The following is a 20,740-nucleotide window of genomic DNA, read 5'->3' on the forward strand; positions in this document are numbered from 1 at the left end:
CGCCCGGCCCTGCAGGAGGGGATTAGAACTTGGCGCGCATCGTCACCTGATAGGTGCGCCCGTCGTAGTCGATCCGACGCGGCAGCATCGGGTCGTTCTCGTACTCCGACCGGGTGGCGTCGGTCAGGTTGAACGCATCGACCGAGACCGTCAGGTCCTTGGTGATGTTGTACGAGGCCGAGGCGTCCAGCTGGCTGCGCGCCTTGACGGTGCGGGCGTCGCCGACGAACGAGTTGCCGGCGGCCAGGTCGTACTTGTCACGCCAGTTGTAGACCAGGCGGACGCCGAACTTGTCGGACTCGTAGTAACCGATGACGTTCAGGTTGTTCTTCGACACGCTGGGCAGGGTGATGTCCTTGCCCGCCGTGTCCTTGCCGTCGATGTTGACGAACGAGTAGTTGAACGCGCCGCCGAAGTTGCGCCAGAAGCCCGGCAGGAAGTCGAAGTTCTGCTGGATGTTGAACTCCAGGCCGGTGACGGTCATCGGGCTCTGGTTGGTCTTGCCGCTGATGTTGACCTGGGCGTTCTTCAGCCCCCCGCCGGCGCCGGGGAACTGGTTGGAGCTCCTGCAGACCGGCGTGCCGCTCGAATTGTCGATCGTCAGCGTGCCCATATCGACATCGATGCCCGGGATCTTGCCGTTCGCCGGGCAGAGGATCGCCGGATCGGTGATCGGGCCGATATAGCCGTCGATCCGCTTGCGATAGGCGGCCACCGAGATCAGGCCGCCCGGACGGTTGTACCATTCCAGCGACAGGTCGAAGGAATCCGAGGTGTAGGGCTTCAGGTCCGTGGCGCCGATGGTGACCGTGTAGACCGGGTCGATCGGCGTGGTCAGGGTGACCGGCACCTGGACATAGGTGGTCGGCACGGTGTCGCGCGGCTGCGGACGGACATAGGTGGAATAGGCCGCGAAGCGCAGGATCAGGTCTTCGCGCAGATCGGCGGCCAGGATCAGCGACGGCAGCCAGTAGTCGTAGTCGTTCTTGGTGGTCTTGGTGCTCAGCGAGTGGTTGACCGGCCCGCCCGCACCCGAGATGTTCGCGCCGCAGTTGTTGCAGTTCAGCGCATTGATCTCATTCTCCGTGTATTCGTAGCGGACGCCGAGCGCGCCGCGCACCGGAACGCTCAGCACGTCGGTCTTGAACTTCGCCGTGGCGTACAGCGAGTACACGTCGTTGGCGTTGCTGAAGTTGTTGTTCCAGTAGTTGCCGTCCCAGTAGTTGTTGACGAAGCCGTACGGGGTCAGGAAGACGCCCGGGGCGCCGAGCGTGAACTGGGCGGGCAAGGCGTTCGGGTTGATCGGCGTGATCGCCGCCAGCACGCGCTGGACGTCCAGGCCCATCCAGTTGGAGGTCGGGCCGCCGGCCTTGCCGCCGAAGAAGTCCTTGGCGTAGCCCAGCTGGGACGCCATGTCCGGCGTGATGTTCTGGGTCTGGGCGCCCAGGGAGGTGTTGCGCGAGCCGCTCGAGATGAACTCGTTACGCTCCGCCCGGCCGCCGAACAGGATGCTGGTCAGGAACGGGTTGTCGGAAAACGAGCGCTCCAGGTCCAGCTGGAACGAGTCCAGCTTGTTGTCGGCGTTGCCGTTGGTCCCCGTGATGCCGAACTTGTCGCCGGTGATGTTCGCCGCCTGGCCGGGCATCGGGGCGCTGGCCTGGGTGGCCGAAGCCGGGGCCGCCGCGATCGGGAAGCCGCCGTTGGGCAGGTGGGTGGCGTGCGGCGTGACCAGGGTCGCCATGTAGTTGGCCAGGTCGGTCCCGCCCAGATTGACCGAGGTGGTGATGCCGTTCAGCCCAGCCGATCCCAGGTTGCGGTAGGGGTTCTGGACGATGTCCAGCTCGATCTGGTTGGCCTGGGCCTGGGCGCGCGAGATCGTCAGATTGGCCGTGGCGCGCCAGTCGTCGTTCTTGAACTCCAGGGTCGGGTTGATGGCCCAGGTCTGGTTCTTGGCCGGCTCGGAGCGGACCGAGTCGAAGGTGTTGATGTTCTCGGCCGAGAAGCTGTTGATGTAGGCGCGCGGACCATTGGGGGTCTGGACGATGTAGGGCGTGCCGATCTGGGTGATGTGGGCCACCGCCGAGGCCGCGACCAGGCCGGTGTTGGTGCCGTTGCCCGGGCCCGCATCGATATAGAGGATGTTGTTCGTCGCATCCTTGAGGTTTCGCTTGGTGATGAACGCGTTGGCGCCCAGCTTCCAATTCTCGTTGACCTGCCATTCGAAGCCGGTCGCGGCCGACAGCGTGGTGCCGCGGTTGTACTTCACCAGCTGGCGGGTCTGGCTGGGATAGTAGACCCCGCCCGGATTGGCGGTGACCAGGGCGTCATAGACCGGGTTGGAGCCGGCGGCGGCCTGGTTGCCCACCTGGATCGCGCCCAGCTTGTTGGCCCACGAGTTCACCGTGATCGAGTCGCGGCGGAACTTCTCGTCCTTCCAGCCCACGACGCCGAAGATCGCGAAATCGTCGCTGAGGTGGGCGTTGTAGCCCATCGAGGCCAGCGGGCTGCCCAGGTTGCCCAGGTCGTTGTACTCGTACGAGACCTTGGCGAAGCCGCCGTCCTTGCGCTGCAGGGCGGGCGCGATGCGCAGGTCGATGTTGCCCGACAGGCCGCCGGCCAGGTCGGTGGCCATCGGCGACTTGATCACGTTGATCGACGTGAAGATGTCGGAGTTGAACGCGCCCAGCGGGGTCGAGCCGTTCAGGATCGGGTCGGCGAAGGCGCCGCCGTTCAGGGTGGTGCGGGCGAAGGTGCCCGGCAGGCCGCGCAGGCTGATCGTGGCGTTGCGGCTGTCGGCTTCGCGGTTGATCTGGATGCCGGGGACGCGCTGGATGGCCTCGCCGACGTTGAGGTCCGGGAAGCGGCCCAGACCGTCCGACGAGATGCCGTCCGAGATCTGCAGGGTGTCGCGCTTGGTGGCGATGGCGTTGGCGTAGGCGGCGCGGAAACCGGTTACCACGACAGTGTCGACGACGCTGTCATCGGCCGGGGCCTGTTCGGCCTGGGCGGGCGCGGCCTGTTGCGCCTGGGCGACCGAGCCCAGCGCCAGAGCGGCGCACGAAGCCAGCAGCGCGGTCCGCAGGACAAGAGTGTTTCGAACGGTGGTCATGATCCCTCCCCTGGCGCGTCTGAGTGGGCGCCCTTATGCGGCGACTTATCCGACCAATCGAGAAATGTGTCAATGATTGGTAATGCCACTTTTCAAAGTGGCAGAACTTTCTGGTCAGGCCAAAGCCATGAGAGGCAAGACCAGAACCGGAAAACAACCCAAAATTGGATTTCACCGGGGCGCAGCCGACCCCGGAATTGGCGAATCAGATCGCAAACGGCGCCAGCGCTCGTTGCCGTTCGATGACAGAGCTCGCCATCAGTCAGCGGGCGACCCGATACTGGTCTAGCCAGCTCAGTGGATGACGCCACTCACCTTCAAGCCGGCGATGTAGCCGCCGCCGGCGATCATCAACGGCGCGGCGGGGTGGACGCCGTCGGTCGTATAGGCGGTTCGCACGAGCGTGGTCGCGGGATGGGCCGCCGTGAACTTCGAGTGCATGCCGAGGGTCTGGTTCGAAGCCGGTCCCGTCGTCGAGGAGACGTAGATGCGCTCGTTGTCGACGACCAGGCTTTCGCCGAGCTCCGCGACGGCGCTCATGTCGACGGAGCAGTAGAGCGCGCCCGCCGACACGTTGGCCAGCAAGGCTCCCGTCACGCCGGGCGCCTTCCACTTGCCGGGACTGCCCCCGTCCTCGTAGGTCGTCCTCATGTCGATCGCCGTGACCCAGGCGGGCCGATCGGCGGATGTCAGCAGCCAGTTGAACCACAGAGGCTGCACGCCATCGGGATAGGCGGCGCTCGGCAGGGGCGTCTGGTCCGCCACCGTGGTCCAGTAGGTCCCAGGCGCCGAGGTCGTCCAAGGCTCGCCGAAGAAATGGAACACTGGCGTCGACGGGCAGTGCGCCCGCCAGAAGCGCCACCAGTTCGTCGTCGCCTTTTTGATCGCGGGAAGCGACAGCAGGCCCTGGTTGATGTCGTTGGGTCCGATGTCGGTCGCGATGCGATTGAACGGCGCGTTGCCGATCGCCCTGAGCGCGGCCATCCGCGCCGCGAACGCGCCCGGCGCCTCGGACGCGGTGTTGAGGGCGTAGGCCCCGCTCTGCGAGAAGTTGCCGAACGCCATCCGTCCGCCCGTCGTATCGTCCAGCCCGCGCATGATCGCGCTGGTCACGCCGCGCTGGGCCTGCCGGTACACGAGGTCGCTGGTCGGGACCTGGCGGCTGGTGCCGTTGATCAGGAAGACCGGCGAGGTTCCATCCCATCCCTTGGCGACGGCGAAGCAAGGCGAATAGGATTGCGTCGAGCCGGGATTGGTGACGGCGATCGCGCCGCCGAGCCGTTTGCCGGTCTGGACGGCGGAAGTGCCTTCGTTCCCTTCGCCGAGGTCCGATCCGACCGTGGACGGATAGATCGAGACCAGCTGATAGCCGCCGACCGGCACCGACTTCTGGACGCGGATATAGGCATGGCTGTTGCCCCCCGGCGCGAACCCGACCACCTCGTCGGACAGCACGACCTGTCCGGCGGGGATCACGACGCTGGTCGAGCCGCCGTTGAAGGTCACGGGCCAGGCGTTCGTGCCGACGGGATCGTCGGTGACCGTGGCGAACTCGATGGTCATGGCGGTGTTGGCGGGGCGTTCTGGGCCGACCGCGCCCGCCAGGTAGAAGTTGGCGAAGGCGAAGCGCCAGCCCGTCGCGGTCCAGGCGGGCGTCGCGAAATAGGTGTTCGACAACTGGAACCGATTGCCGGCCCCGGCGCCGCCTGTCGACGTCACCGGAAAGACGAAGCGGGACGCGGCGAAGGCGTAGCCCGCCGTCGTCAGGACCGGCAGCGGATCGGTGATGAAGATCCGCAGGGCGTCGACCTTCGGGCTGTTCCGGCCCGCCAGATAGGTCTGGGTCACCAGAAGATCGAGATCGCCCACGACGACGGGCGCGGATCCCCGCACGACTTTCCAACCGTTGTAGTCGTCGCCGGTCAGGATGAACCGGCCGTCGTTGGGACTGATCGACAAGAGCGATCCGGGCGTCTTCCCGACGAGGGTCCCCACCACGGTCCCCGCCGGCGCGGTCGGCGAGATCGCATCCCCGGAAAGGGAGAGATCCGGCATCTCGACCGTCAGTTGGAGATAGAGCGCGTTGACCGCGGCCGTCACGGCGCTGTCGACGATCGGCGTGATCAGGGCCTCGAGCTCGGCGTTTGTCGGGGTGTGCCCGATCATGGCCACGCCGGCGGGCCAGGCGCCCGCCGCCTTCGGGCCGTAGATGAACCAGGCGGTCGTATCGATCCAGAAGTCGCCGTCGACGCCATCGCCAGGCGCAGGCGGCGCCGTCCCGTTCAGCAGTGACATCGACACCCCCCGGTCCGACCAGCGGGACTTCGCGTTCGGCGCGCCCGTTGAACCGCTAGGAGAACGCCGATTCGCGAGCGGGGCTATACCTCAAGGTGATCGGCGCCGGTTCCGAAGGTGGCGGACCCGACCTTCAGGTCGGCGCCTGCCAGCCGCCGCCCAGGGCCTGGATCAGCGCCACGGCCGTGGTCTGGCGCGCCACGGTGGCGGTCACCAGGGCCCGCCGGGCGGACAGCGCCGAGGCTTGGGCCGTGACGACATCCGTGTAGGCCACCTGCCCGGCCTTGTACTGGTTCAGCAGCATCTGCTCGGTCTGGTCGGCGGCGTCCGAGCTGGTCTTCAGCAGGGCCTGGCGGCGTTCCAGCGCCTGGGCCGCGGTCAGTTGGTTCTCCACGTCCTCGAAAGCGGCCAAGGCGGTCTGGCGGTAGTCGGCCACCGAGGCGTCGTAGGACGCCCTCGCCTGCTCCACCCGCGCCTTGCGCGCGCCGGCGTCGAACAGGGTCTGGGCGGCGGTCAGGCCCAGCGACCAGGTGTTGGCCGAGGCCGAGAACAGATCGCCGAAATCGGTGCCGCTGGTGTTGCCGGCGGCGCTGAGACCGATGGTCGGGAAAAAGGCGGCGCGGGCCACCCCGATGTCGGCGTTGGCGGCGGCCACCCGGCGCTCGGCGGCCGCGATGTCCGGACGGCGCTCCAGCAGGGTCGAGGGCACCCCGGCCGGGATCTCGGGCACGCGGGCGCTCCAGTTGGGGTCGGCGGCCAGGCGAAAGCCGCTGGCCGGCTCGCCGATCAGGGTGGCGATGGCGTTCTCGTAGGCGGCGCGGGTCTGGCGAAGGCTTTCGAGCTCGGCCTGGGCCCCGGCCAGCTGACTGGTGGCCTGCAGGACGTCGGACTTGGGCGCGATGGCGGCGGCGTAGCGGTTCTGGGTGATCTGCAGGCTGCGCTGGTAGCCCTCGACGGTCCGGGTCACCAGGGCCAGTTCGACGTCGGTCTGGCGCAGGCCCAGATAGTTCACCGCCAGCTCGCCCTGCATGGACAGCCTGGCGCCGGCCAGGTCGGCCGCGCTGGCCTGCTCGCCGGCCTTGGCGCCGTTGATCCCCTGGCGGATGCGGCCCCAGAGGTCCGGCTCCCAGCTGGCGCCGAGGCTGGCCTGGTAACGCGCGGCGTTGCCCGAACCGCCGGCTGAATTGACCGAGGCCGAGCCGCCGGCCTTGGTGACCGAGCCCGACAGGTCGACCACCGGGAACAGGCTGGCCCGCTGCTCGCGCGTCAGGGCCCGCGCCTGCCGGTAGTTGGCCTCGGCGGCGGCGATGGTCTGGTTGGAGACGTTGACCTTGGCCACCAGGGCGTCCAGCGCCGGATCCCCCAGCAGGGTCCACCAGTCGCCGCGGTCGAGCAGATCGCCGGGCGTGGCGACCTTCCAGCCGTCCAGGGCCTTGTAGGTCGCCGGCAGGGCCGTGGCCGAGGCGGTGACGTCCGGCCGCTGATAGGCGGGCCCGACCGTGCAGGCCGACAGCAGGATCAGCGAGGCGCCGGCAAGGACTCCAGTCTTGAAGAAGGGGGGCTTGAAAGCAGGCATCAGACTGGCTCCGGCGCGGAGGGCATGTGGGCGAGATAGCGCTCGTCGCGCTTCTTGCCCCGCAGGCGGTCGAGATAGACGTAGACGACCGGGGTGGTGATCAGGGTCAGCAGTTGGCTGGCGATCAGGCCGCCGATGATGGTGATCCCCAGCGGCCGGCGCAGCTCGGCCCCCTCCCCGAACCCGATGGCCAGGGGCAAGGCGCCCAGGGCGGCGGCCAGGGTGGTCATTAGGATCGGCCGGAAGCGCAGCAGGCTGGCCTCGCGCACAGCCTCCAGCGCCGTCAGCCCACGTGAACGCTGGGCCTCCAGGGCGAAGTCGATGATCAGGATGGCGTTCTTCTTGACGATGCCCAGCAGCAGGAAAACCCCGATCAGGGCGATCACCGAGAACTCCATCTTGAAGACCAGCAGGGCCAGCATCGCCCCCACCCCCGCCGCCGGCAGGGTCGACAGCACCGTCAGCGGGTGGACGTAGCTCTCGTAGAGGATGCCCAGCACGATGTAGATCGCCACGATGGCGGCGGCGACCAGGAACGGCTGCTGCTTGTTCTGGTCCTGGGCGCTGCGGGCGCTGCCCTGGAAGCTGCCGCGCACGTTGGTCGGCAGGGCGATGTCGGCCTCGGCCTGCTTGATGGCGGCCTGGGCGTCGCTGAGCGAGACCCCGTCGGCCAGGTTGAACGACACCGTCGTGGCCAGCTCGCCGTTCTGGTGGTTGATCGAGGTCGGGGTGGCGGCCTGGGCGACGCTGGAGATCGCCGAGAGCGGCGTCATCGGCGTCACCGCCGTGTTCAGGGCCGAACCGGTCGAGGCGTCGCGCAGCGCCGGGTTCACCGCCGCGCCGCTGGTCGAAGTGGCCGCCGTCGCGCCGCTGGGCTTGGTGGGCACGTAGAGGTCGTTCAGCGCCTCGGGGCCCTTCGAGAACCGGCGGTCCCACTCCAGGATCACGGCGTACTGGTTGATGTCCTCGTAGATCGTCGCGACCTGGCGCTGGCCGAAGGCGTTGTAGAGCGCGTTGTCGACCGCCCGGGGCGTGACGCCCATCCGCGAGGCGCTGTCGCGGTCGATCGTCACGAACGTCTCGACGCCGTTCTCGGACTGGTCGCTGTCGACGTCGGTCATGACGTCCGACCGGGCCTTCATCGCCTCGGCCAGCTTGGGGGCCCATTGCTTCAGCGCGTCGCTGGAGTCGCTGGTCAGGGTGTACTGGTAGGTCGAGTTGCTGGAGCGCCCGCCCATCCGCACGTCCTGGACGGGGTTGAGGAAGACGCTGATGCCGGTGACCTTCTGCAGCTGCGGCCGCAGGCGGTTGATCACCACCGAGCCCTTGTCCTTGCGGTCGTCCGCCCCGCTGCCCAAGGGCTTGAGATTGACGAACAGGAAGCCGCCGCCCGCCCGGTTCCCGCCGGTGAAGCCCACCACGGTGTCGACCGCAGGATCCTTGCGGATGATGTTCACCACCTGGCGCAGCTTGTCCTGCATGACGTGGAACGAGACGCTCTGGTCGGCGCGCAGGCCCGCCTGGATCTGCCCGCTGTCCTGCTGGGGAAAGAAGCCCTTGGGCATGGCGACATAGAGCCAGCCGGTCAGGCCGATCACCACCACCAGGATCAGCACCACCAGCGGCTTGGCGGCCAGGGCCCAGTCCAGGCTGTATTCGTAGGTGCGGTGGACGCGGTCGAAGCCGGCCTCGAAGAAGCGGGCGATCCGGCCCTCCTGCTTGCCCTCCTTGGGCGGCCGCAGCAGGTAAGCGCACATCATCGGCGTGGTGGTCAGCGAGATGACCAGCGAGATCATCACCGCCGCCGACAGGGTGACGGCGAACTCGCGGAACAGCCGCCCGACCTGGCCGCCCATGAACAGCAGCGGGATGAAGACGGCCACCAGCGAGATGCTGATCGACAGCACCGTGAAGCCCACCTCGCGCGCGCCCAGCAGGGCGGCCTTGAAGCGGTCCATGCCCTTCTCGATGTGCCGCTGGGTGTTCTCCAGCACCACGATGGCGTCGTCGACCACGAAGCCGGTGGCCACGGTGATGGCCATCAGGCTGAGGTTGTTCAGCGAGAAGCCCAGCAGGTACATCACCCCGAACGTGCCCAGCAGCGACACGACGGTCGCCGCCGCGGGGATGAAGGTGGCGCGGGCGCTGCGCAGGAAGGCGCTGACCACCAGCACCACCAGCACGACCGAGATCAGAACGGTCACCTCGATCTCGTGCAGCGAGGCGCGGATCGAATTGGTGCTGTCCGAGGCGACCTGGACGTTGATGTCGCTGGGCAGTTGGGCCCGCAGCTCGGGCAGGACGGCCCGTACGCTGTCGACGGTCTGGATGATGTTGGCGCCCGGCTGGCGGGTGACCAGGATGATGATCGCCGGCTTGCCGTTGAACAAGCCCAGGGTCCGGGTGTCGGCGACGCTGTCGGTGACCTCGGCCACGTCCTGCAGGCGCACCGGCGCGTCGCCGCGCCAGGCCACGACCAGGGGGGCGTAGTCGGCCGCCTTGCGCCCGCCGGGGCTGGTATAGACCTGGAAGCGCCGCCCCGCCCCCTCGACCTGGCCCTTGGGGCGGTTGGCGTTGGCCGACTGCACGGCGGCGCGCACGTCCTCCAGGGCGATGCCGTACTGGTTCAGCAGGAACGGATTGACCGACACCCGCACCGCCGGCAGCGAGCCGCCGCCGATCTCGACGTCTCCGACGCCGGTCACCTGTGACAAGCGTTGGGCCACGATGTTGGAAACCGCGTCGTAGATCTGGCCCGGCGTCTTGGTGTCGCTGGTCAGGGCCAGGATGATCACCGGGGCGTCCGAAGGGTTCTGCTTGCGGTAGCTGGGGTTGCTGCGCAGCGTGGCCGGCAGGTCCGAGCGGGCGGCGTTGATGGCGGCCTGCACCTCGCGCGCGGCGCCGTCGATGTCGCGGTTGAGGTCGAACTGCAGGGTCACCCGGGCCGAGCCGGTGTTGCTCTGCGAGGTCATCTCGGTGACGCCGGGGATCACGCCCAGCCGCCGCTCCAGGGGCGTGGCGACGCTGGAGGCCATGGTCTCGGGACTGGCGCCCGACAGGTTGGCCGAGACCGAGATGGTCGGATAGTCCACCTGCGGCAGGGGCGAGACCGGCAGCACGAAGAAGGCGGCGATCCCCGCCATGGCCAGGCCGATGGTCAGCAGGACCGTGGCCACCGGCCGCTTGATGAAGGGCGCCGACAGGTTCACGACGGCGCCCCCGGGATCGGGTCGGGATCGGCCCGGTCGGGCGCGACGTGGTCGTCATGCTCGCGGTGGACGCCCTTGTCGGCCGGGGCGAAGCGGTCGAAGGCCAGGTAGATCACCGGGGTGGTGAACATGGTCAGCAGCTGGCTGACCAGCAGGCCGCCGAAGATGGCGATGCCCAGCGGCCGGCGCAGTTCGCCGCCCTCGCCGAAGCTCAGCATCAGGGGGACCGCCGCGAACAGGGCCGCCAGGGTGGTCATCAGGATCGGGCGGAAGCGCAGCACGGCCGCCTGGAAGATGGCGTCGCGCGGGCTCTTGCCCTCGTTGCGCTGGGCGTCGATCGCAAAGTCGATCATCATGATCGCGTTCTTCTTGACGATGCCGATCAGGAGGATGATGCCGATGATGCCGATCACGCCCAGGTCGTTGCCGGTGATCCACAGGGCCAGCAGCGCGCCGACGCCCGCCGACGGCAGGGTCGACAGGATGGTCAGCGGGTGGATGTAGCTCTCGTAGAGCACGCCCAGCACGATGTAGACGCAGACCACGGCCGCCAGGATCAGCCACAGCTGGTTGCTCAGCGAGTTTTCGTACGCGCCGGCCGCGCCGAGGAAGGTGTGCGTCACCGACACCGGCATGCCGATGTCCTTCATGGCCGCGCGGATGTCGTCGACCGCCTTGCCCAGCGAGACGCCGGGCGCGGTGTCGAAGCCGATCGTGGTGGCCGGGAACTGGGCGACGTGGGTCACCTGCAGCGGGGCGGTCTGCTCCTTGATCGTCGAGATCGCCGACAGCGGCGTGGGCGAGCCGCCGCCGGTCTTCAGGTTCAGCAGGCCCAGCGACTCCGGCGCGGTCAGCAGGCCCGGCTTGGCCTCCAGGATCACCCGGTACTGGTTGGTCTCGGTGAAGATGGTCGAGACGATCCTCTGGCCGAAGGCGCTGTAGAGGGCGTCGTCGATGTCCGAGGCCGTGATCGAAAGACGGGCGGCGGTGTCGCGGTCGATGTCGACATAGGCCGCCGCCCCGGTGGCGCTGGCGTCGCTGTAGACGTTGCGCACCGACTTCACCTTGGCCAGACGCTCGGCCAGCTTGCCGGCCCATTGCTTGACCGTGGCGGTGTCGGCGCCCTCCAGCGACAGGCGGTAGAGGGTCGGGCCGGTCTCGGCGTCGATCGTCAGGTCCTGGGTGGGCTGCAGATAGAGGTGCACGCCCGGCACGGCGGCGACGCGGTCCCGCAGCCGCTGCATGATCTTCTCCTGCGAGCCGTGGCGGTCGGCCTTCAGGTTGATCAGCATCTGGCCGGTGTGGAGCATGCTGTTGTTGGCGCCGTCGACGCCGATGAACGAGCTAAGGCTCTCCACCGCCGGATCGTCGAGGATGGCCTTGGCGGCGTCCTGCTGCAGCCCCGCCATGCGGTCGTACGACACCGACTGCTCGACCTCGGTGCGGGCCTGAAGCTGGCCGGTGTCCTGGGTCGGGAACAGGCCCTTCGGGATGACCAGGTAGAGCAAGGCGGTCAGGACCAGGGTCCCAACGCCGACGATCAGGGTGGCCGTCTGGTGTTCCAGCACCCAGGCCAGGCCCTTCTCGTACTTGCCCTCGACCCGCTCGAACACGGCCTGGGACTTGCGCGCGATCCGGCCCTGGTGCTCCTCGCCGGCCGGCTTCAGCCAGCGGGCCGACAGCATCGGCGTCAGGGTCAGGGAGACCACGGCCGAGATCAGGATGGTGATCGCCAGGGTGATGGCGAACTCTCGGAACAGCCGCCCCACCACGTCGCCCATGAACAGCAGCGGGATCAGCACCGCGATCAGCGACACGGTCAGCGAGATGATCGTGAAGCCGATCTCCCTGGCGCCCTGCAGGGCCGCCTGCATCGGCTTGACGCCCTTCTCCAGGTGCCTGGAGATGTTCTCGATCATGACGATGGCGTCGTCGACCACGAAGCCCGTCGCGATGGTCAGGGCCATCAGGCTCAGATTGTTCAGCGAGAAGCCCAGCAGGTACATCACCCCGCACGAGCCGATCAGCGAGATCGGCACGGCCAGGCCGGCGATCAGGGTGGCGCGCAGGCTGTGCAGGAAGAAGAAGATCACCACCACGACCATGACCACGGCCAGCAGCAGCTCCATCTCCACATGGTGGACCGAGCCGCGGATGCCGGTGGTGCGGTCGGCCAGCACCTTGACCTCGAGGGTGGCGGGCAGCCCCTCCTCCAGTTCCGGCAGCTTGGCCTTGATGGCGTCGACGGTCTTGATGACGTTGGCGCCCGGCTGGCGCTGGACGTTGACGATGATCGCCGGCGTCTCGTTCGCCCAGGCGCCCAGCCGGGTGTTCTCGGCGCTCTGCACGACCTGGGCGATGTCGCGCAAGCGGATCGGGGCCTGGTCCTTGTAGCTGACGATCAGGTTCGAATAGTCGTCGACGGTCAGCAGCTGGTCGTTGGCGTTGATCGTGTAGGCTCGGGTCGGGCCGTCGAAGCTGCCCTTGGCGCTGTTGGCGTTGGCGCTGCTGATCGCGGTCTGCACGTTGGCCAGGGTGATGCCGTAGCTGGCCATGGCCTGGGTGTCGGCCTGAATGCGGATGGCCGGGCGCTGACCGCCGCTGAGCGTGACCAGGCCCACGCCCGAGACCTGGCTGATCTTCTGGGCCAGGCGGGTGTTGACCAGGTTCTGCACCTCGGTCAGCGGCAGGGTGTCGGAGGTCACCGCCAGGGTCAGGACCGGGGCGTCGGCCGGATTGACCTTGGCGTAGACCGGCGGGGCCGGCAGGTCGGCCGGCAGCAGGCTGTTGGCCCCGTTGATCGCCGCCTGCACCTCCTGCTCGGCGACGTCCAGGCTTTCACCCAGGTTGAACTGCAAGGTGATGATCGAGGCCCCGGCCGTGCTGGTCGAGCTCATCCGCGCCAGGCCAGCCATCTCGCCCAGCTGGCGCTCCAGCGGCGCGGTCACCGTCTGGCTCATCACTTCGGGGCTGGCGCCGGGATAGAGCGTCTGGATCTGGATGGTGGGATAGTCGACCTGCGGCAGGGCCGACAGCGGCAGCAGCCGGAAACCGACCAGGCCGGCCAGGACGATGGCCGCCATGAACAGCGCCGTGGCGACCGGCCGCTGGATGAAAGGACGCGAGGGGTTCATCGGCGCGGCCTATTCGGCCTGTTGCTGACGACGGCGGCGGTGCTCGCCGCCCTGGCCTTGCCCCTGCCCTTCGCCCTTGCCGGCCCACTGGCCTTTTCCCTTGCCCTTGCCTTGGCCCATGCGGCCGGCGGCCTGGCCGGGCAGCTGCACCTTGCCGCCTTCGCGCAGGCGGTCGCCGCCCTCGGTGATGACTTTTTCGCCGACCTTCAGCCCACTGATGATCGACACCTGGGTGGTGGTCGATGGCCCGGACGTGACCTTGCGCTTGTGGACGACCTGCCCTTCGCCCAGCACCCAGACGAAGGCGCCGTCGCTGCTCTGGCGCAGGGCCGTGGCGGGCACGACGACCGCGCCCTGGACGGTGTTCAGCTCCAGCCGGACGTTGACGAACTGGCTGGGGAACAGCGCCCCGCCGGCGTTGGGGAAGCGGGCCTTGGCCTTGACCGTGCCGGTGCCCGTGTCGACCAGGTTGTCCAGGGTCGAGAAGGTCCCCTTGTCCAGCGTGGTGGTGCGGGTGCGGTCCAGGGCGATCACCGGCAGCACGCCGGCGCCGTTGGCCCGGGCCGCGATGCGCGGCACGTCGTCCTGCGGGACGGTGAACTCGACGTCGATCGGCGAGACGGTGGTGATCACCGCCACCCCGCCGGCGTCGCCCGCCCCGATGTAGTTGCCCGCGTCCACGATCCGCAGGCCGACCCGGCCGCTGACCGGGGCGACGATGCGGGCGTAGCCGACGTTCAGCCGCGCCGTGCCGACAGCGGCCCGATCGGCCATCACCGTGCCCTGCAGCTGCTTGACGGTCGCGGCCTGGGTGTCGACATCCTGGCGGGCGATGGAGTCCTGGGCCAGCAGGGTCTGGTAGCGGGTCAGGGTGACCTGGGCGCTGGCCAGCTGAGCCTCGTCGCGGGTCAGGTTCCCCTGCGCCTGCATCAGATCCATCTGGAACTGGCGCGGATCGATCTGCACCAGCGGCTGGCCGGCGCGGACCATCTGGCCTTCCTTGAACATCACCTGGGTGATCACGCCCGAGACCTGAGGCCGGACGGTGACCGTCGCGGCGGGCTTCACCGTGCCCAGGGCCTCGATGATCACCGGAAGGTCGGCCTGGGTCGCGGTGGCCACGGCCACGGTGCTGGCCGGACCGCCGCGCCGTCCGCCGCCGAACCCGCCGCCGGGGCCTCCAGGACCGCCCGCTCCGCCGCCCTCGCCCTTCGGCGCGTGCATCAGGGTCCAGGCCAGCCACACAATTCCGACCAGAACCGCCAGGGCGATCGCGCCGCCGATGATTTGCGCCTTGCGGCTGACATGACGGATCGGCGGACGGGGTTCGGTCATCGAGATCTCAGGCGCGCGTGGCAAGGGACGGCGGATCGCCGCCGCGGCGTCCGCACCATCAAACGCCACAATGGCGAAACGGATGCTCGGACGGCCGCGAAGGAGATCACGCCTAGGCTTACTTGCCCGGTCACGTTTGCCTGAACATTTCAGACGCGAAACTTGCCGCGCCGCAACTTCGCCTAACTGGATTAGCGAGAGGCGTCGTCCTGAAGGGTCAGGCCGCGTTCAGTCGCCAGGCGAAGCGCGTGGCGATCGACACGGCGCCGTCCTTGCCGCCCGCCGGCCCGTCCAGCGTGTCGCTCTCGATGAACTGCAGGCCGGCTTCCTTCTGCGAACGCCAGACCACGCGGGTCAGGTGGATCCGCTTGGCGATGGAGTCCACGAGGAACGCGCCCTCGGCGGGCAGGTCCAGATCGGCGATCGCGATCCGGGCGCCGCCTTCGGCGATGTCGATCAGCGAGACCTTCCAGGCCTTGCGGCCGTCGACCACATAGGCCTTGCGCTTGGTCGGCGTGCGGGGATGGGCCCGCTGTTCGACACCTGGTCTGGATTCGGTTTCGGATCGCATGGCGGCGACCCTAGCCAAGCAGGGTTAACGGATGGCGCCCGCCGCGCCGTCCAGGTCGCGATTGACCAGCAGGACGTTGACGCGCGGCTGGCCGATGAAGCCCAGCAGGCGCCCCTCAAGGTGGCGGTCGATCGCCGCTTCGACGGCCTCGACCGTCATGCCCCGAGCCTTGGCGATGCGCGGTGCCTGGAAGCGGGCGTAGGCCGGCGAGATTTCCGGATCCAGACCCGAGCCCGAGGTGGTCACCGCGTCGGCGGGGATCGCGACGCCGGGGTTCTCGGCGCGCAGGGTCGCGGCGTCGGTTTTCTCGCGCTCGATCAGCTTGTCGTTCAGCGGACCCATGTTGGAGCCGCTGGACGCCGAGGCGTCGTAGCCATTGCCGGCCGCCGACGGACGGGGATGCAGGTACTCGGGCTTGGCGAAGCCCTGGGCGATCAGGGTCGAGCCGACGACCGTCCCCTTGGCGTCCTTGACCAGGCTGCCGTTGGCTTGGGCCGGGAACGCCGCCTGGGCGACGCCGGTGACGGCCAGCGGATAGGCCAGGCCCAGCAGGGCCGTGAACAGGCCCATCGAGACCAGGGCCGGACGAAGATGCGAGAGCATGACAGTCTTCCTCTCTAGAAGCTGGCTTTGAGGGTGGCGACGGCGCGGCTGTCGTACAGCTTGCCGAAGTCGTGCTGGTCGGTGTCGACGTAGCGCAGATCCAGGGCCAGCTTGTCGTTGATGGCGTAGGCCGCGCCCAGGTTCCAGGTCGTGTAGTCGCCCGAGCCCTTGTAGGTCTGGCGGCCCAGGGCGCCGGAGACGCTCCACTTCCCGGTCACCGGATAGCCGCCGTTGACCTCATAGTAGGTCGCCTCGTCGGCGGCGCCGAAGCTGTCGGGGCTATAGAACACCGCCGCGCCCAGCGAGCCCTTGCCGGCCGGGACCGAGCCGGCGACCTTGAACTCGGTGTTGGCGTAGCCGGCGCCCGACGGTGCGCCGACATAGCCGTAGTAGATCACGCCCAGGTCCAGGGTCGCGGGACCCAGGGTCGGCTTGAAGCCGGCGTAGAGATCGATCTCGGCGTCGGTGTCGTCGCCGAAGTCGACGTTCGAGGCCCAGGTCCCGGCGTAGACCTTGCCGGCGGTCAGGTCGACGCCGCCGAACACCTGGGGGTTCTCGTCGGTCTGGCTGACGCCCCGGAAGACATAGTCCGAGGCGACGCCGACATTGTAGCTCAGCTTCGGGGCGTCCTGGGCCTGGGCCATCCCGGCCGAGAGGGCCAGGACGCCGGCGGCGGCGAGGAGGCGGAAAGCGAACTTGGTCATTTAAGTCGTTCTTTCAGAAAAGAAACTGGGTGGATTTCGAAGGTTGTCGTCAGAAGGATTGGCCGATCAGGGCCGCCACGAAGACCAGCCCGATCGCGCCGGCCCCGAACAGCAGGTCGCGGAGGATCGGACCGGACATCAGGCCAGGCCCAGGGCGGAGATGATCATGTCGATCAGCTTGATGCCGACGAACGGGGCGACCAGGCCGCCCAGGCCGTAGACGGTCAGGTTGCGCGACAGCAGCTTGCCGGCGCCGATGGCGCGATACTTCACGCCCTTCAGGGCCAGCGGGATCAGGGCCACGATGATCACGGCGTTGAAGATCACCGCCGACAGGATCGCGCTCTGCGGGCTGTGCAGGCGCATGATGTTCAGAGCGCCCAGGGCCGGCAGGGCCACCACGAACATCGCCGGGATGATGGCGAAATACTTGGCCACGTCGTTGGCGATCGAGAAGGTCGTCAGGGCGCCGCGGGTGATCAGCATCTGCTTGCCCACCTCGACGATCTCGATGACCTTGGTCGGGTCGCTGTCGAGATCGACCATGTTGCCGGCCTCGCGGGCCGCCTGGGCGCCGGTCTGCATGGCCACGCCGACATCCGCTTGCGCAAGCGCGGGAGCGTCGTTGGCCCCGTCGCCGCACATGGCCACCAGGCGTCCCCTGCCCTGCTCCTCGCGGATCAGCCGCAGCTTGTCCTCCGGGGTGGCCTCGGCCAGGAAGTCGTCGACGCCGGCCTCCGAGGCGATGGCGGCGGCGGTCACCGGGTTGTCGCCGGTGATCATCACCGTGCGCAGCCCCATGCGGCGCAGGTCGGCGAAGCGCGCCTTGACGCCCGGCTTGACCACGTCCTTCAGGTGGATGACGCCGACCAGGGCTCCGTTCTCGCTGACCGCCAGGGGCGTGCCGCCCGAGCGGGCGATGCGATCGACGGCGGCGGTGAGGTCCGCCGGGATCAGCTTGGGATCCAGGGCCAGGCTGCGATAGACCGCGTCCACCGCCCCCTTGCGCCAGGACATGGCGCCCCCCTTGCCATCTGTGGCGTCCAGGCCCGACTGGCGGGTGCTGGCGCTGAAGGCGATCGCGGTCGCGCCCTCGGGGACGTCGATGACGATCCCCTGGTTGCGGCCCAACTCGACGATCGAGCGGCCTTCCGGCGTCTCGTCGGCCAGCGAGGCGCTGACGGCGGCGCGCAGGGCGGTCTCCGGACGAACGCCCGGCGCGGGGATCACCTCGGTGGCCATGCGGTTGCCGAAGGTGATGGTGCCGGTCTTGTCCAGAAGCAGGGTGTCGACGTCGCCCGCCGCCTCCACCGCCCGACCCGAGGTGGCCAGGACGTTGTGCTTCATCAACCGGTCCATGCCGGCGATGCCGACGGCCGACAACAGCCCGCCGATCGTCGTGGGGATCAGGGTGATGAACAGCGCGCCCAGCACCAGCGGGTCCAGCACCACGCCCGAGAACTTGCCAAGACCCAGCAGGGTGACGACCGCGATCAGGAAGATCAGGGTCAGACCCGCCAGCAGCACGGCCAGGGCGATCTCGTTGGGCGTCTTGCGACGGTCCGCGCCCTCGACCATGGCGATCATCCGATCCAGGAAGGTCGAACCGGCCGAGGCGGTGACCCTCACCTTGATCCAGTCGGACACCACCGTGGTGCCGCCGGTGACGGCCGAGCGGTCGCCGCCGCTTTCGCGGATGACCGGAGCGCTCTCGCCGGTGATGGCCGCCTCGTTGACGCTGGCCATGCCCTCGATGATCTCGCCGTCGGTCGGCACCACGTCGCCGGCCTCGACCAGGATCACCTCGCCGGGGACCAGCTTGTGGGCCGGGGTCGGGATGATGGTGCCGGTCTTCTCGTCGATGATCAGCTTGGCGCTGGTGGTGACGCGGGTGGCGCGCAGGCTGTCGGCGGCCGCCTTGCCCCGCCCTTCGGCGACGCTCTCGGCCAGGTTGGCGAACAGCACGGTGGCCCACAGCCAGGCCGAGACCTGGACGGCGAAGCCGGCGGACTGGTGGCCGGCCACCGCCGCGACGGCCGACGCCGTCGACAGCAGGGCCACGATCCAGGTGGCGAAGATCACCGGGTTGCCGGTCAGCTTGCGCGGATCCAGCTTGACGAAGGCGTCTTTGGTCGCCCGGGCCAGGATGGCGCCGGACAGGCCGCCGGCCAGGAGGCCGGGCTTGCGCCGGCCCTCCCCGGCGTGGGTTTCGTAGGTCGTCATGATGAGGTCTCTCAACGGCCGGCGACCGCGGCGAGCACCTGGAAGTGCTCGACGATCGGCCCCAGCGCCAATGCGGGGAAGAATTGCAGGCCGCCCAGGATCAGGATCACCCCGATCAGCAGGCCCACGAACAGGCCGCCGTGGGTGGGCAGCGTGCCGGCCGACGGCGCCAGCTTGGGCTTGGCCGCCAGCGAGCCGGCGATGGCCAGCACGGCCACGATCGGCAGGAACCGGCCCATGGCCATGGCCACGGCCAGGGTGGTGTCCCACCACGGCGCGTTGGCGGTCAGGCCGGCGAAGGCCGAGCCGTTGTTGGCCGTGCCGGAAGTGTAGGCGTAGAGGATTTCCGACATCCCGTGCGGGCCGCTGTGCATCAGGCCCTTGAGCGCCTCGGGCAGCACGGCGGCGATGGCCGAGAAGCCCAGGACGCAGACGGGGATGGCCAGCACGGCCAGGATCGACAGCTTGACCTCGCGTGCCTCGATCTTCTTGCCGAGGTATTCCGGGGTGCGGCCCACCATCAGGCCGGCGACGAACACCGCCAGCACGGCCATCACCACCATCACGGCGATCCCCGAGCCGATGCCGCCGGGCAGGATCTCGCCCAGGTGCATCAGGAACATGGCGATGCCACCGCCCAGGGGCATCAGGCTGGAATGCATGCCGTTGACCGAGCCGTTCGAGGCGCCGGTGGTCATGGCGGCCCAGGCGGCCGTGGCCGGCGCGCCGAAGCGGGTCTCCTTGCCCTCCATGTTGACGCTGGTGTCGACGCCGGCGGCGACCTGGGCCGGAGCCGGCTGGGCCTCGGCGACGTAGATTCCGGCCGCGGCGGCGAACAGCAGCACGGAAGCCGCGATCACCAGGGCGCGCACGTCCTTCCGGGCCAGGACCGAACGGCCGAAGGCGAAGAAGGCGGCCCAGCCCAGCACGTTGATCGACACGGCGGTGATCAGGTTGGTCAGGGGCGTCGGGTTCTCGAACGGGTGGGCCGAGTTGGCGTTGAAGATGCCGCCGCCGTTGATGCCCAGCATCTTGATCGCTTCCTGCGAGGCGACGGCGTAGAGCGAGATCTTCTGGTCGGCGCCCTCCAGGGTATGGGCGGTGAGGCTCGCGGCCAGGGTCTGGGGCAGGCCCAGGGCGACTAGCACGACGGCCAGGACGAACGACAGCGGCAGCAGCACGTAGAGCGTGGTGCGGATCAGGTCGGCCCAGAAGTTGCCGACGCCCCCTTCCCGATTGGCGATGAAGGCCCGCGCCAGGGCCGCGGCCACGGTCGCGCCGGTGGCGGCCGAGACGAAGTTCTGGACGGTCAGCACGACCATCTGGCTGAACGTCGACATGGTCGTCTCGCCCGCATAGCTCTGCCAGTTGGTGTTGGTCACGAAGCTGATGGCGGTGTTGAACGACAGGTGCTCGGAGACCGCCCCGAAGCCCTGCGGGTTCATCGGCAGCACGCCCTGCAGGCGCAGGACGGCGTAGGTGACCAGGAAGCCGACCAGGTTGAAGGCCAGCAGGGCCCCGGCGTAGCCATACCAGGTCTGGCCCTTCTTCGGGTCGATCCCGCAGGCGGTGTAGAAAAACGCCTCGAACGGCCGAAGCACCGGGTCGAGCCAGGTGCGTTCGCCGTTCCAGACGCGCGACATGTAGACGCCCAGCGGCCAGCCGATCGCGACCGCCAGCCCCAGCGTCAGGGCGATTTCCGCCCAGCCTTGCCAATTCATGGAATGCGTTCCGTCAGAACTTGTCGGGCCGCAGCATCGCCGCGACCATGTAGACCGCGACGACGATCGCCCCGGCGCCCCAAAGCACGTTCACCAGCATGGTCAGACGCGCCTCAAACCCACGGCGAAGGCGGCGAAGGCCACGAACAGCCCCGCCCCCAGCGCCAGAAACATCAGATCAGCCATGAAAGGCCTCCCGCTAAACTCGGCGGGACCAGACCACGGAGCGGCGTAAGGGCTCCATGCGGCAGGCGGCGCGA

Annotated in this window: 11 protein-coding genes; all 11 read right to left on the reverse strand. The window is 68.6% G+C overall.

The window, feature by feature from the left end; translation table 11 throughout:
* Positions 1–22: 22 nt before the first annotated feature.
* The 11 genes from BR39_RS0118500 to kdpA all read right to left on the reverse strand — a co-directional run bounded on the left by BR39_RS0118500 (position 23) and on the right by kdpA (position 20,480).
* A complete protein-coding gene (locus BR39_RS0118500; RefSeq protein WP_029914938.1) occupies positions 23–3,109 on the reverse strand; it encodes a TonB-dependent receptor in 3,087 nt (1,028 codons plus the stop codon).
* Between the two features lie 294 nt (positions 3,110–3,403).
* A complete protein-coding gene (locus BR39_RS0118505) occupies positions 3,404–5,404 on the reverse strand; it encodes a hypothetical protein (protein ID WP_029914940.1) in 2,001 nt (666 codons plus the stop codon).
* A gap of 133 nt (positions 5,405–5,537) precedes the next feature.
* On the reverse strand, positions 5,538–6,980 hold the full coding sequence (locus tag BR39_RS0118510; RefSeq protein ID WP_029914942.1) for an efflux transporter outer membrane subunit: 1,443 nt from the start codon (positions 6,978–6,980) through the stop codon (positions 5,538–5,540).
* A complete protein-coding gene (locus BR39_RS0118515) occupies positions 6,980–10,189 on the reverse strand; it encodes an efflux RND transporter permease subunit (RefSeq protein WP_029914944.1) in 3,210 nt (1,069 codons plus the stop codon). The genes BR39_RS0118510 and BR39_RS0118515 overlap by 1 nt, the downstream gene beginning before the upstream one ends.
* Entirely contained in the window at positions 10,186–13,323 is a 3,138-nt protein-coding gene (locus tag BR39_RS0118520) for a multidrug efflux RND transporter permease subunit (protein ID WP_029914946.1), read from the reverse strand. The genes BR39_RS0118515 and BR39_RS0118520 overlap by 4 nt, the downstream gene beginning before the upstream one ends.
* 9 nt (positions 13,324–13,332) lie before the next feature.
* Positions 13,333–14,658 (reverse strand): efflux RND transporter periplasmic adaptor subunit, encoded by a 1,326-nt coding sequence (locus BR39_RS0118525; protein ID WP_029914947.1) that lies wholly within the window; start codon positions 14,656–14,658, stop codon positions 13,333–13,335.
* 217 nt (positions 14,659–14,875) lie between these two features.
* The gene (locus tag BR39_RS0118530) at positions 14,876–15,229 is read right to left on the reverse strand and encodes a PilZ domain-containing protein (RefSeq protein ID WP_029914948.1); all 354 of its coding nucleotides are present in this window, start codon (positions 15,227–15,229) and stop codon (positions 14,876–14,878) included.
* Positions 15,230–15,253: 24 nt separating this feature from the next.
* Complete coding sequence (gene kdpC / locus BR39_RS0118535; RefSeq protein WP_029914949.1) at positions 15,254–15,832, reverse strand: potassium-transporting ATPase subunit KdpC; 579 nt, start codon at positions 15,830–15,832, stop codon at positions 15,254–15,256.
* A gap of 14 nt (positions 15,833–15,846) precedes the next feature.
* The gene (locus BR39_RS0118540) at positions 15,847–16,536 is read right to left on the reverse strand and encodes a TorF family putative porin (RefSeq protein ID WP_029914950.1); all 690 of its coding nucleotides are present in this window, start codon (positions 16,534–16,536) and stop codon (positions 15,847–15,849) included.
* A 138-nt stretch (positions 16,537–16,674) separates the two neighbouring features.
* Complete coding sequence (gene kdpB / locus BR39_RS0118550; RefSeq protein WP_029914951.1) at positions 16,675–18,759, reverse strand: potassium-transporting ATPase subunit KdpB; 2,085 nt, start codon at positions 18,757–18,759, stop codon at positions 16,675–16,677.
* Between the two features lie 11 nt (positions 18,760–18,770).
* Positions 18,771–20,480: a potassium-transporting ATPase subunit KdpA gene (gene kdpA, locus BR39_RS0118555; RefSeq protein ID WP_029914952.1), complete on the reverse strand. Its 1,710-nt coding sequence runs from the start codon at positions 20,478–20,480 to the stop codon at positions 18,771–18,773.
* Positions 20,481–20,740 lie beyond the last annotated feature (260 nt).

It is taken from the genome of Caulobacter sp. UNC358MFTsu5.1 (assembly GCF_000712075.1).
Lineage (GTDB): Bacteria > Pseudomonadota > Alphaproteobacteria > Caulobacterales > Caulobacteraceae > Caulobacter.